The organism is Sphingomonas sp. CFBP 13733, assembly GCF_014841795.1.
GTDB classification, from domain to species: domain Bacteria; phylum Pseudomonadota; class Alphaproteobacteria; order Sphingomonadales; family Sphingomonadaceae; genus Sphingomonas; species Sphingomonas aerolata.
Genome location: NZ_JACYUP010000011.1, coordinates 1 through 16,800 on the forward strand (window position 1 = coordinate 1; position 16,800 = coordinate 16,800).

General features: G+C 57.3%; 14 protein-coding genes and 1 pseudogene. 11 read left to right on the forward strand and 4 right to left on the reverse strand.

Annotated features, from left to right (window positions below):
• Window positions 1-476 precede the first annotated feature (476 nt).
• Window positions 477-806: a hypothetical protein gene (locus IFT71_RS19520; protein WP_192143076.1), complete on the forward strand. Its 330-nt coding sequence runs from the start codon at window positions 477-479 to the stop codon at window positions 804-806.
• Window positions 807-852: 46 nt separating this feature from the next.
• Here IFT71_RS19520 and IFT71_RS19525 read toward each other — a convergent pair whose 3' ends face one another.
• From IFT71_RS19525 to IFT71_RS22055, 3 genes are all read right to left on the reverse strand, one after another.
• Window positions 853-1,239, reverse strand: a complete 387-nt coding sequence (locus IFT71_RS19525) for a hypothetical protein (protein ID WP_192143078.1) — start codon at window positions 1,237-1,239, stop codon at window positions 853-855.
• Between the two features lie 79 nt (window positions 1,240-1,318).
• Window positions 1,319-2,107, reverse strand: a complete 789-nt coding sequence (locus IFT71_RS19530) for a HEAT repeat domain-containing protein (protein WP_192071982.1) — start codon at window positions 2,105-2,107, stop codon at window positions 1,319-1,321.
• An 87-nt stretch (window positions 2,108-2,194) separates the two neighbouring features.
• Window positions 2,195-2,458 (reverse strand): recombinase family protein, encoded by a 264-nt coding sequence (locus IFT71_RS22055; RefSeq protein WP_446740777.1) that lies wholly within the window; start codon window positions 2,456-2,458, stop codon window positions 2,195-2,197.
• A gap of 176 nt (window positions 2,459-2,634) precedes the next feature.
• Here IFT71_RS22055 and IFT71_RS19535 point away from each other — a divergent pair, with 176 nt between their 5' ends.
• A complete protein-coding gene (locus tag IFT71_RS19535; protein ID WP_192071777.1) occupies window positions 2,635-2,988 on the forward strand; it encodes a hypothetical protein in 354 nt (117 codons plus the stop codon).
• Window positions 2,989-3,718: 730 nt separating this feature from the next.
• The gene (locus IFT71_RS19540) at window positions 3,719-4,936 is read left to right on the forward strand and encodes a hypothetical protein (RefSeq protein WP_192143080.1); all 1,218 of its coding nucleotides are present in this window, start codon (window positions 3,719-3,721) and stop codon (window positions 4,934-4,936) included.
• A gap of 81 nt (window positions 4,937-5,017) precedes the next feature.
• On the opposite strand, the gene IFT71_RS19545 is transcribed toward IFT71_RS19540, so the two are convergent.
• Window positions 5,018-5,455, reverse strand: a complete 438-nt coding sequence (locus IFT71_RS19545; RefSeq protein ID WP_192071779.1) for a hypothetical protein — start codon at window positions 5,453-5,455, stop codon at window positions 5,018-5,020.
• Window positions 5,456-5,673: 218 nt separating this feature from the next.
• On the opposite strand from IFT71_RS19545, the gene IFT71_RS19550 reads away from it, so the two are divergent.
• The 8 genes and pseudogenes from IFT71_RS19550 (at window position 5,674) to IFT71_RS19585 (ending at window position 16,709) form a co-directional block, all read left to right on the forward strand.
• Window positions 5,674-5,889: a hypothetical protein gene (locus IFT71_RS19550; protein WP_159043592.1), complete on the forward strand. Its 216-nt coding sequence runs from the start codon at window positions 5,674-5,676 to the stop codon at window positions 5,887-5,889.
• Window positions 5,890-6,179: 290 nt separating this feature from the next.
• The gene (locus tag IFT71_RS19555; protein ID WP_192143082.1) at window positions 6,180-6,944 is read left to right on the forward strand and encodes a FadR/GntR family transcriptional regulator; all 765 of its coding nucleotides are present in this window, start codon (window positions 6,180-6,182) and stop codon (window positions 6,942-6,944) included.
• Window positions 6,945-7,630: 686 nt separating this feature from the next.
• Window positions 7,631-9,265: a GH35 family beta-galactosidase gene (locus IFT71_RS19560; RefSeq protein WP_192143084.1), complete on the forward strand. Its 1,635-nt coding sequence runs from the start codon at window positions 7,631-7,633 to the stop codon at window positions 9,263-9,265.
• 120 nt (window positions 9,266-9,385) lie between these two features.
• Window positions 9,386-12,382, forward strand: coding sequence for a TonB-dependent receptor (locus IFT71_RS19565; RefSeq protein ID WP_244655073.1), 2,997 nt, complete (start codon window positions 9,386-9,388; stop codon window positions 12,380-12,382).
• 72 nt (window positions 12,383-12,454) lie between these two features.
• Window positions 12,455-13,063, forward strand: a pseudogene (locus tag IFT71_RS19570) (integrase core domain-containing protein); the annotation flags it as partial.
• Window positions 13,064-13,243: 180 nt separating this feature from the next.
• Window positions 13,244-13,984, forward strand: a complete 741-nt coding sequence (locus IFT71_RS19575; protein WP_192071782.1) for an ABC transporter ATP-binding protein — start codon at window positions 13,244-13,246, stop codon at window positions 13,982-13,984.
• Window positions 13,981-15,420, forward strand: coding sequence for a DUF3526 domain-containing protein (locus IFT71_RS19580; protein WP_192071783.1), 1,440 nt, complete (start codon window positions 13,981-13,983; stop codon window positions 15,418-15,420). The genes IFT71_RS19575 and IFT71_RS19580 overlap by 4 nt, the downstream gene beginning before the upstream one ends.
• On the forward strand, window positions 15,417-16,709 hold the full coding sequence (locus IFT71_RS19585; protein WP_192143085.1) for a DUF3526 domain-containing protein: 1,293 nt from the start codon (window positions 15,417-15,419) through the stop codon (window positions 16,707-16,709). The genes IFT71_RS19580 and IFT71_RS19585 overlap by 4 nt, the downstream gene beginning before the upstream one ends.
• Window positions 16,710-16,800 lie beyond the last annotated feature (91 nt).

The following is a 16,800-nucleotide window of genomic DNA, read 5'->3' on the forward strand; positions in this document are numbered from 1 at the left end:
GAGAGAACCTCGCCATCGTTGTAACGCCTGGTCGTACCGTCAGTCATATGCCTCACTCTTATCTAAGAGCGGGGCCCTGTCAGGTCATTTAGGGGGCCACCTCAGAAGAAGCCCTCCCGGTCCAATCTCGCTTACTTGGCTCCATTGCCACTTGCCCCTTTCACCCTTCCAAACGACGGTACTAGCTTCGGCATAGATATGATGGACTGCAACGCTATCCACAAAGATAGCGGTTCCACCAATATGCTTTGGAGCATTGTAGCGCTCTCTAAGCGCGAAGCTCCGTTCTATCTCGGGTGCGGTTGGAGCAGAAAAATCCGCGTTGAGTGACACATTGCGGCCAGCGCAGGCTGCCAAAGCAGTTAAGAGAACGAGGGTGTACCATAGCTTCATCCCCCTTTGTCGCACACCTTCGGGTCGTCCGCTATTGGGCGAAAGGAGTCGTCCACTAGCACCAACGACGCTACGCCAACGCTATGGCAACCAGCGACATACAGGCCCGCCTAACAAGGATACTCACTGCCGAAGAGGCACCTATAGTGGATTGGCCTGTCGTAGACCGTCTCTGTGACGAGTTGGATCGCGATCTCGATGCATCCAGCGATGACATCCCTGAGATCGTGACGCATTTCCTCTCTGACAGCGACATCCGCGCTCGCGATGCAAGCTATGGTGAGACGCAGCGCGACGCTGTTCGAACCTATCTCGCCACTGGTGACTATTTCGACGGTGTTGCCGTACCGTGGTGGGGGTGCTTTGCGCTGGTAGCAGCCGTCGTGGGAGCTATTGCGTGGGCGCTGGCTTAGCCGAGCGGCTGCTTCTGGGCGGAAACAAAATGGTTGGAATTGGTGGCTAACGGACATTCCCATCAGGCTGCCGCGGTTCATATGACCAACCGCTATAAGCAGCGTCAAACTGGACAGCAGTTGCATTGAAGGTGCGAATTTGCTCCGCAATACGTGCTTCTTCTGGCTCTAGTAGCTGCCACAACTCGACCCCGACCGGATCACCGATAACGTCGATCAGCGCATCGGTATCAAGTTCCGCAAGCGCCCTCGGCAAGCCTGGCAAGTAGGCGTCCTTCATCGCGCCGTCCAAAGGCAAAAAGTGGTGGCAGACCCTCGGGTGGGCGGCGCCACCTTGGCCAGAAGCCTCAAGCTCGGCGATATATGCTGCACTGTTTGCAAGTAGCTCAGCTTCAGTAAAAGGCGTCATTTGCGGACAATTACGCCGGATCATGAAGGTCCGGTAGTGGGCGAAAGCGGAATGTAGATAGCGGCCCGGCAGCTACCAAGCAGACCAATCGACAAGGCGGCCGCTACATAGAACGAGGCAGACTACCACCGCTCCATCGTTGAAGCCGTTGAAGCGCCCCAAGCAGTTCAGCCGTCGCGATCTGCCCGCTTTCATTCAGGCCTAGAACCTTCGCGGTGGCTTCTCGTGCGAAGATGTCGTCGGGGTCCTCATGAAGCAGCAACTTTAGATACGGTACAGCACGGCTATCTCTACGTCGTCCTAGGCCAATGATGCCCTCGTAACGCACGTGAGCGTCGTCATCCGATAGCGCCACAGCAAGGGCTGCGCGTATCTGGTCTGTGTCGACATCGGTTAGTTGCCCGATACCGAAGGTGGCCCAATTGCGAACATCCGGCTCGCAATCCGTCATCAGCTTCAAAAGAGCCTGTCGAGCCTCCTGTGTATCGACCGCGCCTAAGCCGAAAGCCACGGCATGCCGGATGTTATCGTCCCAATGATCAGCAAAAGGGATGATGTGCGCGGCCGCTCGCACGCGGTCAACATGTTGAAGAGCGTATATCGCGTCATAAACTACGGTCAGCACCTCGTCCTTTAGAAGAGGAAGCACGGCTGAAAAAGATTCTTCGGGGAACGTGCGCTCGGGGAGGCCTAGTTGGCCCAACACATCCGCACCGCGCGCCCGCGATGCTGGGTCACTTGAACGTGTCAAGGCAACAGCGCGATCCAACACTTCCTTGGAGCCGCGCCAGTGAAGAGCGGCGACCGCGTTCCAAGCTGCATCGTCATCAGCCTGAAAGGCTGCTTTCCAGAGGTCCGCTATGGACCGGATATCATCGACAGGGCTCGTCATTCGGTCAGCATAATTATGCCGCTTAACGTCCGCTATCAGGAACGCTGCATTTCATGCCGAACGACTGGATTTGGGCGATAGCGGTCATCAGCTTGGCTGATCCTTTAGCGCCCGCCACAGGGTCGATCGGCTAACGCCGAGCAAGGTCGTCATGCTGGCGGTGGTTTCGCGATCAGCGGCGATCTCGTCTCTGGCTTTGCGAAGTTGCGCACCGGTCAGGGCGCGAGGCCGACCCAGGTGACGCCCCCGCGTACGGGCGGAAGTCATGCCGCAGCCGGCAGCAGTTAGCGCATCGCGTTGAAGGTCGAGGTTCTGTTCTCCGGACGAGACCCGTGCATAGCCGATTTTCATTCGTTCGTTTTGCTACAGCCTTTTGCAACGGCCAACCCATTGATTTCATTGAGGCCGAAATTTGTTGCGAAAGGGAACCCTTTCGCAACAACAAGAAAAGCAAAAAGCGCCCAATTGCGGACATTCGGCTCTTATGCTCCACTTGCGTGATGGGCCCTTCGAAACACGCTAGAGCTATGTTCGTTACCTTGGCGGCAGCATTGGCGATCCTCGGTGGCTGTAACAGGCCCGTGTCTGACCCTAAGCTGCTCAGGGCGATCCATTTCGAGGCTCAAAAGCTGATGAGGTCGTACCGGCCAGAGCATCCGAACGAGCGGAAGAATGTCCCAAAAGGTGAATGGCCAGTCGTTATTGCAGGCCTTCGTCCTGAGAATGTCATGGTTCACTCGTCGGGCGTCGAGATCGTGACGAAGAGCGGTTTCGATGGAGGCTACGGCTACGAGGTGCCGCGCACCAAAGCAGGCCTGTCGATGCCCGCCGCTTGCTACTCTGAACCCAGCCCAGGCGTATTCTGGCATAACCCGTGCTGACGACGGCAACCGCCCACTTGTGGACATACGACAAAGCACTAAGCTGCAGCTCTCACCCCTCAGGGCACAGCCATGCGAAACGCAATCAAATTCAGTGCCGCCTTGACGGCTGCGATGCTTATTGGCGGAGCGGGGTATGCGGCTGTCACGGGTTGGCGCCATAGCGTGCCAGAGTTCATTATAGATTTTCGAACTGCTGATGCAGCCCCTGAGACACCGACTTTGCTTTTGATCTATGGCGAGGAGGGGAGCGATCCCTTCATTGAAGGAAGCGGTCGAGCGGACATTCGGGTCACAGACTGTGAGACGAGAGGCGCGCTTTGTATCAGCCCGTCTTTCCGCAAAGAATATATACCAGGCCCGAAGAAGCCGCAGAGCCTCCAAGTTCGCATACTCAATGGGAATGGAAATCCGATTATTGGCGGGGTCCGCTGGGTTGGTTCATGGCATCCGGATCGTGTCCGCGTGACGTGCGATCTGCGTCTTGCAGATGTTCGAAGATCTTGCGTTATATCCGAAGTCACGTCCTAGACCGAACGTCTTCTTTCCATCAAACCCGGACATTCACGGCCGGCACGCATCGGATTTCTGCATCAAGCGATGCCACGATTTCTGCGGCTTCGAGCCTGATGCAGATCTTGTGATTTTTGCATCAGAAGCTTGAAAACGGGGGAGCTCTCACTCTCGCCAAAAAAGTTGAAATCGGAAAAGGTGACCAGTAGCATTCGATATGCGCTTACTTATTCCAGATATGAGTTCACAAAAGCTCATCGCGGCAGTTTTTTTTGCTTCACTTAGCTCGTGTGCAACAGACCAACCCGGTGTCTTGGGTCAGCGCGTAATACTCTCACAGCCATTCGAGATCGTTCAGGCAAATAGTCTGCCTTCCATGATCTCTTGGAAATTGGAGAGCCTGTCGGAAATCGATCCAGACCATCCCGTGGTATCGGATGGCGACACACAAACCCTTAGCCTGTTCGGGCGTGAGGATTTAATCGCAGCATCTAGCGACGATTATAAACCCACGAACTGCTCACCATCTGCACTGGCGACAGGGGCTGTAGATGAAATCGTGCGTAGAGCCGAGCAGACTTCCATAGTCATTATCAACGAAAGCCACGAACGATCGCGTCACCGCTGGTTTACTGCGGAAGTAGCACGACGCCTGCGCCCACTGGGTTACGATACGTTGGGGCTGGAAACGCTATCGAATCCGCCGGCTACTGTACCGCAGCGGTATCTGCCCTCGCTTCTTGGCCATCCGGACCTGCCCTATCTTTCCGATGACGACGGCCACTACTCTTCAGAGGCGGGCTACGGGCGGCTCGGGCGGCAAGCCAAGGCTCTTGGCTATCGCCTGCTGCCTTATGAGGACAACACACACAACGAGCCGAGCAAAGGTGTCAGTCAGAGCCAGCAGATTGCTCTTCGAGAAGAAGCCCAGGCCAACAACCTAGCGGCATTCGTAAAGAGTCACCCGGCCGCCAAGCTGTTGATTCACGTCGGCTATTCGCATGCAACCGAAGTTCCTCGGGCCGATGGTCAGAAATGGATGGCCGCACGGCTGAAAGAAAAGACCGGTATTGATCCTCTTACTATCTCACAAACGACATGCCGGGGCGGTAGCGAAACCATGCGGCTCGCGACCTTACCTTCGGACCAACCCGCCGGAACGTTCGATCTAATCATCGACCATCCAACCGAGCGGTTCACGCGCGGACGGCCGGATTGGCGTAAGATGGCAGGCGACAGGATCACTACCATTCCCCGCAAATTTCGACCGGCAAAGGGGTGGCGTGTGATCGAGGCCCGCCCCCTAGGTCAGCCGGACACTTCGGTCCCGATCGATCGAGTAGCAATCCGCCCAGGTGAGGATATCGGCTTGCTGTTGCCGCCTGGACGCTACTATGTCCGCGCGATCGACGTGGCTTATTCCAACCCCAAATGAGCATCAGTCGACAGGTAATTTATGGTGCCCTGTTGATGCAAAACTTTTCATTTTTGCATCAAGCGTGGCCGGGATTGGTGGTTAGCGGACGTCGACCGCCGTTGAAGTGTCCGGCGGCGCGCTTGCCACTTCCTTGATTTGGAGAACTGAGCGCGCGCGAAATTCGCAGGAGTATCGGTTTAAATGGCCGGAATGGACGCCGTCTACCCGGGTACCAAGCATCACTATTCCGAAGGTGGCGTATCCTTGCGTTGCTCCTGCCTTGGTGATCGCCGTGTTGATCAAGGTCCGAGCCTCAGGCGTAGCATCGAAGCCGCACTCCGACTCTTTGGCCTTGAAGCAGTTCCAAGGCTTTTTGAGTGAGCACTGCTGGAACGACTCCCCCTCGGTGTAGAGGGTCAGGACACCAGTTATCCTGCGCTCTTCGCCACGTTGCGATGGGTCGTGAGCCTGCTGGGCCAGTGGCGCGGCCTCCCATGGTGCTAAGGCAAGAAGGGCCAAGGCAGCGGAAGCACTCATCAGTCTAGTCTGTACCTATGCTGGAATGTCTACAAGCGGCCGGTTCGGTCCGGAGCAAAAGCGACCCCTTTTGCGACGCGGCCTATGTAGCTTCGATTCTCGAAATGAGATCCTATTTGGGAAGGCCTTTGCCCGCCGTTTGTAGAATGAGAGTTACCGGCCCTTCCGTTAGAACGCTTTGGCTGCCAAGGGGTGCTTAGGTTCTGGAGGGGTACGTCATGAGCGGCAAGGTACAATTCGGCATCATCGCAGCCAGCGTGTGCGTCACGGCCGCGCTAGTCTGGTGCGGCGCAAATCTAACCGCGCTTCTCATGCACGAACTAAGTCAGCATCCCGGTGCAGCAAAAGCTATGCCGCTTCTCCCTATGGTTGTGCTGCCTGTCGTTGCGGTCATTCTTTATCGTCGACGCAGTCGCCCGGTGATCTTGGCCTGAAAGCAGCGCCGTTCCATTTCTTTTGTTCGTGCCCCTCCCCCTTGTGGAACCGGCTCGACCGGCCCGGTTGCCAGTCCTCCAGGAGATCGAGCAGTTCAAATGCCCAAGCCAATACAAAATGCTCGACTTGGTTTCGCCTTCACCGCTACAACGCTGGGCTTGCATCAGTAGACCGCCACCGCCCAATATAGCCCTACACCGTTCGGTCGACCCTGGGCTAGGCACGTCTTTAAGTGTCTCAATTACCCACGTCCGCTTGCTGCCGTTCACTCGAAAGGGTAGCTGCAGGAATGAAATCTGACCGCCTAATCCTGCGAAGCTACGCCCGTGTAACGGCGAAGCTTAAAGAGCGGATCGCAAGTGGCGAGTTTGCAATGGGTGCCCGCCTGCCACCGGAACGCGAACTTGCGACATGCTACGAAGTGTCACGTCCGACGATCCGTGAGACGATGATTGCGTTAGAAACCGAAGGATTTGTGTCAGTTCGTCCTGGATCCGGAGTATACGTGATTTCCACGCGTTCGCGGCTCAGTAGGGCAGTCGAAAAAGACGTTGATCTATTAGAACTTATTCAAGCTAGATGCGCAATGGAATCTGAGGCATGCGTCTTGGCGGCAACTCGGATATCCTGTGAACAATTACAAAGACTTAAATGCGCGGTAGAAGATATGCGTGTATGCCATGAAAAATATGACATTATCGGCTTCGAGTATGCCGAGCGCCATTTTCATATGGTTAATGCTGAAGCTAGTGGGAATGCTGCCGTTTCCATCGCCATTGTCACGCTCTGGAATATTCAACCTTTTAAATCGCAGGCTGGCGTATTAACTAACAAAATAATTTCCGTAGGCGGCCCAAACGGCTTCAAAGATTATGAGGAAGTCATTGCTTCCTTAGGACTCGGAAATGGTAAGAAGGCCAGTTTTCAACTAAAGACATATTACAATATTATTATAGATATAACTTTAAAAGATATGGAGTTGTCGGCTATAAACCAAGTTCGTGCGTCTATTAAATTAAAACGAAATTGTTACAGTCTAGAAGGTATAGACTAGTCATTATATATAGTTAATACAACACTACGTTTATTGAAATATAAATCTAGTCTATACTTAATCTTTGGTTTTTCGCTCGAAGATCGACAAAAATAATGTCGGACAATTAAATGTTTTCTGCAAAGGCTGCATCTATTAAATTGTAATATTTAGTCTTTTTTCGTGTAATTTGGCCACCGAAATTATCTACACATTGCCGGTTTTAGGCGCCGTCACCCCAAGCCGACAGATTTCGCTGTCTGTTGACAATCCATCAATTTGTCGGACATGTTATCGCTATCAGACAGGCGGCGTCGTTAATAAGGCGGCCGTCGGTAATAGGAGCGACCGGTGGCCTTCGCCTCAAATGCTAGAAATGGGCGCGATACCTACGCGTTATTAAGCAATTGGCGGCGGTCTGCTCGATGGCTTGACGTTCTTCTGAGGCTGAGGTTTGGTAACGATCCGGACTGTATAGATATGAACAAGCCCCCACTACATGGACAATTGTATACTTAATGCCCCCTTTTACTTATTGATTCAAATAATCTGATCTTCTGAAACAGCATTTTAACAGTTAAAATATCCGCCTTTGTCTTTATGCCTTACTAAAGAACTCAATAAATACGCTGATTATATATCTCAGACTATATAAAAACAAACAAAAAAAATAAAACAAACAAAACAAAACAAATTGGAGTTGGATAATGAAACTTCACTCGGCTGTACTTACAGTTGCCGCACTAAGTGCGGCAACGCCTGCGTTTGCCGATGTCCCCTCACTCCGTAAGCAAGGTAGCGCGACTCAGCTGATCGTCGGCGGCAAGCCGATGCTGGTTATCGCAGGCGAGCTCAGCAATTCTGCAGCGTCCAGCGCCACGTACATGGCGCCGCACTGGAAGAAATTGCGAGCGATGCATCTTAATACGGTTCTCGCGCCGGTTGCGTGGGAGCTCATCGAGCCGCGGGAGGGGCAATTCGACTGGAGTTCAGTCGACGCCATGGTGCGTGACGCTCGTGCGGCCGACCTGAAGCTGGTCATTCTGTGGTTTGGCGCATGGAAGAACTCGATGTCGACCTACGCCCCGTCCTGGGTGAAGCGCGACCAGACGCGGTTTCCACGTGCACAAGGTCCGAACGGGCAAGGCGTCGACATTCTATCGGCGTTCGCACCCGCGACGTTGAAGGCCGACCAGCGTGCTTACGCTGCACTGATGGCGCATTTGAAGACGATCGACGGTACGCAGAACACCGTCGTGATGATGCAGGTAGAGAACGAGATCGGCATGCTACCGGTCGCGCGCGACTACGGCCCTCTCGCCGAGGCCGCATTTCGTCAGCCCGTACCGACCGAACTGGTCCAGTATCTAATGCAGCACAAGGCCAGTCTCGTTCCCGAGATGCAGGCGATGTGGGTCGAGCGTGGTGCAAAGACGCAGGGCTCATGGGAGGACCTCTTCGGCGCAGGCGACGCTGCGGCGGAAGTGTTCACCGCTTGGCATTATGCACGTTTCGCGGATCAGCTTACCGCGGCAGGCAAAGCGGCGTATCCGATGCCGATGTACGTCAACGTCGCGCTCAATCGCCCCGGTCGCGCACCGGGCGAATATCCAAGCGGCGGTCCGCTGCCTCATCTTATCGACATCTGGAAGGCCGGCGCACCCGAGATCGATTTTCTGGCACCGGACATTTACTTTCCGAACTATGTCGACCTGGTGGGTCGCTATAAGCGTCCCGACAATCCGCTCTTCATTCCGGAGGCGAACAACGCGGACAATACCGCAGTCCCCGCCAACGCCTTCTTTGCGTATGGCGAGCATGACGCGATCGGTTTCGGACCTTTCTCGATCGATTCGGTTGACGATGCTCCCAACGCTCTAACGAAGGCCTATGATGTGATCGACCAACTCTCACCGCAGATACTCGCGGCGCAGGGGTCGAACCGAATGGCCGGGTTTAAGCCACGCGTGTTGTACGACGAGACGGTCGTATACGAACCTCAGGTTCGAGACATCGGCGGCTATCGCTTCACGATCGCCTACGCTGACATTCAGCGGCCAGTCGCAAAGCCAGATACTGCGAGCTATGGCGGGTTGATCATCCAGACCGGTCCTGAGGAGTTTCTGGTGGCGGGTCAGGGTATCACAGTGACCTTCAAGCCCATCGGCGACGGTCCAGCGCTGGCCGGCATCGACAGTGCTTTCGAAGGACGGTTCGACGCCTCAGGTCATTGGGTACCGGGTCGGCTCCTCAACGGTGATCAGACCCATCAGGGGCGCCACATCAGCCTGCCAGCCGGCGATTGGCAGATTCAACGTATAAAACTCTATCGCTACCGCTAGGTAGTCCAGTTGACATGGCTGGTAAGGCCAATTAAGACCATTATACTGATAGCGCTATCACGCGCAGTGTATGACTGACACCGACAACGAAGCGGTGAAGTCGTGAGGAGAGGAACTAGAATGAATTCGATCGTACGCCGCCGTAATGTTCGTGTGGCACTACTTACCGCAGTCGCGGTCAACGTCATGATTGCCATCGCGCCTGCTGCCGCGCAGGTTGCCGCGCCCAGCACGACGACGCCAATCGCGCCGGAGCAGCAGGGCATTACCGGTACGACGACCCAAGCCGAACCGGCCCCCGCTGATGCCAGTGGTCAGAGCACGACCGCCCCCGACAACGGGCTCGGTGGTACCGACGAGATCGTCGTTACCGGAATTCGAGGTAGTCTTCAGAGCGCGACTAATGCCAAGCGGAACGCTGTCGCGTTCGGGGACTCAATCTTTGCGGAAGATATCGGCAAGCTGCCGGCGACCAATCTCGCCGAAACGCTGAATCGCATTCCGGGTGTGCGCCTGAACCGAGACATCACTGGGGAGGGCGTACAAGTCGCGATCCGCGGGCTCGGTCCGAGCTTTTCCAAGGTCCTGCTCAATAATACCCAGATCGCAATCGCTTCTGACGGCGGCACGAACGGTACCGGCGGCGGCAATCGCGAGGTAGATCTTGATTTCTTCCCGTCCGAATTGTTTACGCGCCTCGATGTCTTAAAGTCGCCGGTTGCATCGACGCTAGAAGGCGGGATTGCCGGTACGGTCAATCTCCGCAATGCGCGACCATTCGACAATCCGGGTACGCATCTAACTGTCGTCGGCCAAGGCCAGTATAACGATACTAACAACCGCTTTGGTCCACGCGGCGCGATCGTAGCGAGCAAGACCTGGGACAAGTTCGGCATTCTGATCGGTCTCCAGGGGGTTAACCAAAAGACCCGCGTCGATGGCTTCGAGACCGTTGGCTACACCGATGGCAACGTACCGACCGGTCGACCTGGTGTCGGCGACGTTGGCGGAAACGGTTTTGCGTATGCCCCAGTCGTCCCAGGAAACACCGGGTTCGGCCTGACGCCAGGCGCCCCCGTAGACTTGGCGGCAACATCAGGTTTGACCGATACGCAGATTCGCAGTGCGCTCATCCCGCGGCTTGGTCGTAACAACGTGACGCAGGGTACACGCTCGCGGTATTCGGCGCTGCTCGCCGTGGAATTTCGCCCGACCGATACGCTTAGCTTAGCGTTTGACGGCATCTACGCCAAGTCGAAGCGCGACTTCGTCAAGTCGAACATGAACTGGTACGTTCGCAATTCGGGCCCCGGCCGGGATCCTACGTCTACGGGCGGCATGGTCCCGATCGCTTTGACCGTCGACGCGAACAACGTGGTTACAAGCGGGACGTTCGCGAACTCGGCCTTTTTCCTCGAAGAGAGCATTTTCCGGCAGACCACCGAGTTCTACAATCTAAACCCAAGTCTGACATGGGCGCCGAGCGACACGTTCAAGGTCGAGGCGCAGGTCAATTACGGCAAGAGCACTTTCTACCGTGAGCAGCCTAGCTTCCTGATTCAGACTCCACGCGAGACGGGCATCAACGCCTTCTACGATAATACTGACAGCAAAAATCCGCAGCCGATCATTACATCGAATGTCGACTTAGGCGATCCCAATCTCGGCTGGAAGTGGTATCGGCAGAATGTCCAGAGCGTACGCCGCAAGACCGAAACCAAGGGTGCGCATGTCGACTTCACGCTCGGCGACGCGAACATGAACTTGAAGTTTGGTGGCGCCTACGACAGCGCGCTGCGCAACGTCCGCGCCTACGACAACTCGACTGCCTACCAGACCTCGGTGTGCGGCGCGACGTGCGACGGCACTACCGGCAGCGTCACTAATGCGCAGTTGTCGCAGTACCTACAGCGCCTGAACGTCACAGACATCGGCAAGCTGTCGAAGGGCAATGTAGGCTATAGCAGCATCATCTCGACGAAGCTCAAGGAACTGCAGGCGGCGACTAATTATCAGTCGTTCCTCGACAACGCGCCCGAAGCTCGCGGTTCGGTGACCGGTGGCACGACCGGCGACATTTTAGAAAAGACGTTCGGCTTCTACATGGAGGGCAACGGCGTCAGCGAAATCTTCGGTCGCGAACTGCGCGCTAATGCAGGTGTTCGCTACGTCCATACCGATCAACGTGTTGCAGGGCCGGTCCAGGTGGCGGCAGGACTCGTCGATGTGATTCAGGACTCGTCCTACGAAAAGGTCCTGCCGTCGCTTAACCTTACATATGACGTCATGAACCGCGTGAAGCTGCGCTTCGCCACATCGATCAGCATGACGCGCGCCGACGCAGGTTCGCTACTGCCGGGGCTTACCTTCTCTGATCAGGGCGCACAGGTCGCGACTGCGGGCAATCCCAACTTAAAACCCTACACGTCAGAGAATATCGATCTCGGCGGCGAATACTACACCGGGGGTATCGGCTATGTTGGCCTGTCGTACTTCCGCAAGAACATTAATGGTTTCACAGCTAACATCCAGTCGACGGTGCCGTTCACCGCGCTGAACCTGGCATTCAGCACACTGACCACGACGCAACAGCAGGCGATTAACGGTCGTGGTGGTCCTGATGTCGCACAGATCGTCGTAACGCAGCCGGTCAATTTGAACCAGCTCAAGATCCAAGGCGTCGAAGCGACGTGGGTTCAACCACTGGACTTCCTCGTAACTGGGCTCGGCTTCTCCGCGAACGGCACGCGTATCACGCAGAAGTCCGATACGGGGCTGGTCGCGTCGGGTATCGCGCCGTGGAGCTACAATCTGCAGGGCTTCTACGAGGGGCACGGGGTCTCGCTCAGCCTAAACTATGTCTGGAACGATGAGTCTATCGCGGCAAACGGCCCACAGAATAACATTCCGGTACCGCTTCGCGCTGACGCGCGTGGTCAGTTTGACATGTCGATTGGATATCAGCTGCCGTTCTTTGAAAACCGAATGCGTTTGACCCTCGACGTTCTAAACATTACTAACGAGCCGTTGCGTACTACATTTGGCTACGACAATGCTGCTTACAGCGTTTATTACCCTGGTCGCCAATTCCTCGGCGGTATCCGAGCTAAGCTCTAAGTCTCCTCCCCTCGAGGAACCTAAGAGGCCAGCTTGAGGGCTGGCCTTATTTTTGACAACTGGTAATCGGCTTTTTCCCACGTGGATATCGCCGAGGTGCAGACCGCCGAGGGCAAGGCTCTCCTGAGGTCGTCGAAGGGCTCTATCTGTTTGTAGGCATCGACCGCACGAGTAAGTTCGCAGTGACGCAGTTGGTCGACAAGGCTGACAGGCGGACGGCTTGGGAAATTTCCGGAACACCTGCTGAAAGCGGTGCCGTACCGGATCCACACGATCCTGACCGACAATCCTGTCCTGAGCGAAGTCGAAGCGGGCATCCAGTTCTCTGAGCAGCCGCGCAACCGCAACACCGCCTGTTCGCGGCAGATGCGCTTCGACATGATCTGTGAGGCGAACGACATCGAGCATCGGCTCACAAAGCCGAACCACCCTTGGACTAATGGTCAGGTCGAGCGGCTGATCCGCATTATCAAGGAGGCGACCGTTAAACGCTTCCACTACGAGGGCCACGAGCAGATACAGACGCACCTCGCCGACTTTATGGCTGCGTATAATTTTGCCCGCCAGCTTAAGACGCTCAGCGCTCTCACACCCTACGAATACATCGCCAAAATCTGGACTTCAGAACCAGACCGGTTCATCGTTAACCTGATCCACCAGATGCCGGGACTAAACAGCTAGCCTGCGGCTCCGATAGGCGTCGACAATGCTCGCTGGCTGCTCTCAGCGGTACGTATGAGCATTCGGCCGGCGATGAGCCGTGTGTCGCGTGCTAACAGCCCTCCCCCCAACCTAGAATGTTGCAACGCGGCACCAACCCTCTATGATACGCTATATCATGTCGCTTGCAGATTGAGGCTAATGCCCGATAATAACGGTAACCCTATCGCCATTCACGAACTGGCGCTTGCCTACGGTAACCATCGCGTTCTCGACGGTCTTTCGCTTACCGTTCCCACCAGCAGCATAACGGCGTTGCTGGGTGGCAACGGAGCGGGCAAGTCGACTACCTTGTCCGCTCTGCTTGGCTTCGTGCGCGCCGATGCAGGAGAGATCGCAGTCTGCGGCATCGATCCAGGTGCGGACGCTGACGCGGCACGCCGACGCATTGCCTATCTCCCCGAGAACGTCGCGCTGTACGAGCATCTGAGCGCTGTTGAGAATGCCGATTACCTGTTGGCACTCGCTGATCAACGTCAGGACCGGGGAACGATCACCAATGCGCTGGCATCTGCCGGGTTGCAGGACCGGGCGTGGGACCAACGGCTGGGCGGCTTCTCCAAGGGTATGCGGCAGAAGGTCGCGATTGCAGTGGCGTTGCTGCGCGAAGTGCCGGTGCTGCTGCTCGACGAGCCGACCTCTGGTCTCGACCCGCGCGCAACCGCCGACTTCAACGCGCTGCTCCTGAAAGTCCGCGACCGTGGCACCGCGGTGCTAATGGTAACGCACGACCTCTTATCTGCCGCCGATGTCGCCGACCGGATCGCCTTCCTTGAACAGGGCAGGATCGTCGAGGATGTCACGGCCACCGGGTCCGAAAGATTCGACATTCGCGCCCTGCATGCGCGGTTCCAAGTCGGCGTAGGGACCCGTGCGGCGTGAGTGCGACCCACCTGATCGCGCGTGACGAACTTCGGTTGATGGCACGCAACCGCGTCGCGGTAATCGCGCTTGTTCTGCTCGTCCTGCTGACCCTGGCGGCTGTACTTAGTTCATGGTCGCACCAACGCGGCATCGCCGAGCTGCGCACGCGGCATCAGCAGGTGGCTGCTGCGGCGTTCAAGGCTCAACCTGATCGCCACCCGCACCGCATGGTCCATTACGGCACCTTCATCTATCGTCCGCTGGGAGCGTTGGCCGCGTTCGATCCCGGTGTCGACGCTTTCACGGGCAACAGCATGTTCCTCGAAGGCCACCGCCAGAACAGCGCCAATTTCGGCGACGTCCGGCAAAGCTCCTTGCTGGTCCGTTTTGGGCAACTCACCCCCGCCTTCGTCCTTCAGGTGGTCGCCCCATTACTGCTGATCTTCCTAGGCTTCGGCGTGCTGGCGCGAGAGACCGAACGAGGAACACTGCGATTACTGATGCTGCAGGGTGTCTCGCGCGGACAGCTCGTGCGTGGCAAGCTTGCCGCGCTCGGGATCGTCGCCTTGATCGTCGGATTGCCGGCGATGGTCGGTTTTGTCGCAGTCGTCGCGCAACCCGGTACGCTGGCGTTGCCAATGGCCGCCATCGGGCTAGGCTATGCGCTGTATCTTGCATTGTGGGTCGTCCTGATCCTGCTCGCGTCGGGTTTTGCCCGGCGCGGGCGCGATGCCCTGCTTGCACTGCTGGCAATATGGACGGTCGCGGTCGTGCTGGTGCCGCGCATCGCCCCCGATATTGCGGGGGCCGCGGTGCCGCTCCAGAACCGTCTTCAGACCGATGTCGCCATCGCGCGCGACCTGCGCCAGCTGGGCGACAGTCACAATCCCGATGATCCGCATCTGGCAGCCTTCAAGCAGTCTGTCCTGCAGCGCTACGGGGTAACCCGGGTCGAGGATCTGCCGGTGAACTACAAAGGACTGCTCGCGATGGAGGGGGAGCGGCTGACGTCCGGCCTGTTCGATCGCTATGCAGGTGCCAGCTTCGCGGCGCAGACCGCTCAGAACCGGTTGGTCGATGCGATCGGTGTGCTGAGCCCAACGATCGCGATCCGCGCGCTGTCGATGGCTGCGGCGGACACCGACTTTGCCGGACATCGCCGCTTCCTTGAACAGGCAGAAACGTATCGCTACGCCCTTGTGCAGCGTCTCAACCGGATGGAGGCGAAGAATGTCAGCTACGCCGACGATATAGCCGAGGATGCGGGTGCCGATCGCCGCAAGCGGATCGCAGCGGACAATTGGCAACAGATGCCTGATTTCGCCTTCGTTGCGCCAAGCGCCGCGACGCTCGCGACCGCGGCGCTTCCTGGGATCATTATTCTGGGACTATGGCTGGCCGTCGCCACACTGCTGCTCACGCGTGTGACCCGTCGTCTGGGAGCCCGTCAATGACGCTGTGGATGCATGAACTGCGCCTGTTGCTCCGTGCGCGACTAAGCGTCGTGGCACTGATCCTGATGGCTATACTCACCGCCGCTGCTGTCACCGCAGGCATGGTGGAAATCTCCCGGCAGCGCACCGCAATCGCCGCAATCCCGGCCGCGCAAGCAGAAGACATCGCAGCCGTTGCCGACTATGTCGATCGGACCAAGGACGCAGGCAGTGCGGGCTATTACAGCTTCCACCCAACCTGGGACGCACCGTCCCCGTTGGCCTTCGCCGCACTTGGGATGCGCGACGTCTCGCCCTACATCCTGCGCGTCCGCGCGTTGGGGCTGGAAGCGCAGATCTATGACGGCGACGTTTTCAATCCTGAACTCGCTCTGCCGGGCCGGTTCGATTTCGCTTTCGTGCTTGTCTTCCTCGCGCCGCTGTTCGTGGCGGCGCTGTTCCATGATCTGACGTCCGGCGAACGCGAGGCGGGGCGGCTGCGAATGCTGGATGCCCTACCGCGGGGCGGCGCAATGCTGCTGCGGCGACGTATGCTGTTGCGTATCGCGCTGTTATGGGCCGCGCTTGCCGTGCCCTTCCTCGTTGCCGCGGTAGCGTCCGGCGTCGGGGGCGCATCCATTCTCGCGGTCCTCGCCGTGATCCTTGCCTACCTTCTGTTCTGGATGGCGCTCGCCGCACTGGTCGCGAGACTCCGCTGGAGTTCGGTCGCAAACGCTGCAACGCTGGCAGCGTGCTGGCTTGCACTGGTGCTCGTCCTGCCGACACTGGCGCACGTCGCAATCAACCGCGCCGTGCCGATCGGTCAGGGCGCAGAGATCGCGCTGGCCCAGCGCGAGATGGTCAACCGCGCCTGGGACATTCCCCGCGAAACGACAATGCGCCGCTTCTATGTCGGTCATCCCGAATGGGCGGACTCCGCCCCACTCGGGTCCACCTTTCATTACAAATGGTATTTCGCCTTCCATCAGGTCGGGGATGAAAGCGTCGCGACCAAGGTCCGTGCTTATCGAAGCGGGTTGGAACGCCGCGATGCCGCGGCGCGCATGCTTGGGTGGGTGCTGCCTTCGGTGGGAGTACAGGCTTTACTGACCAGGCTGGCTGACACCGACGTTCGCGCACAGCTGGCATATCAAGACCGAGTGCGTGCCTTCCACGCCAGGCTGCGCAATTTCTACTACGGGTATCTGTTTCGCGACCGGCCGTTTGGCAGAGCCGACTTTGGCCGGGCGCCGAGCTTTACCACTCGAATAAATGCCGCGGGTGGATCCGGCGAGACTGCCGACCTGTGACGATACCGCCCCTCCACGGCGGTGATCGCTAACCCGGCGCTACCAGGCCTTCCGCGCCTCAAAAAAGCGGCCATCAGCAATTCGCCAAACA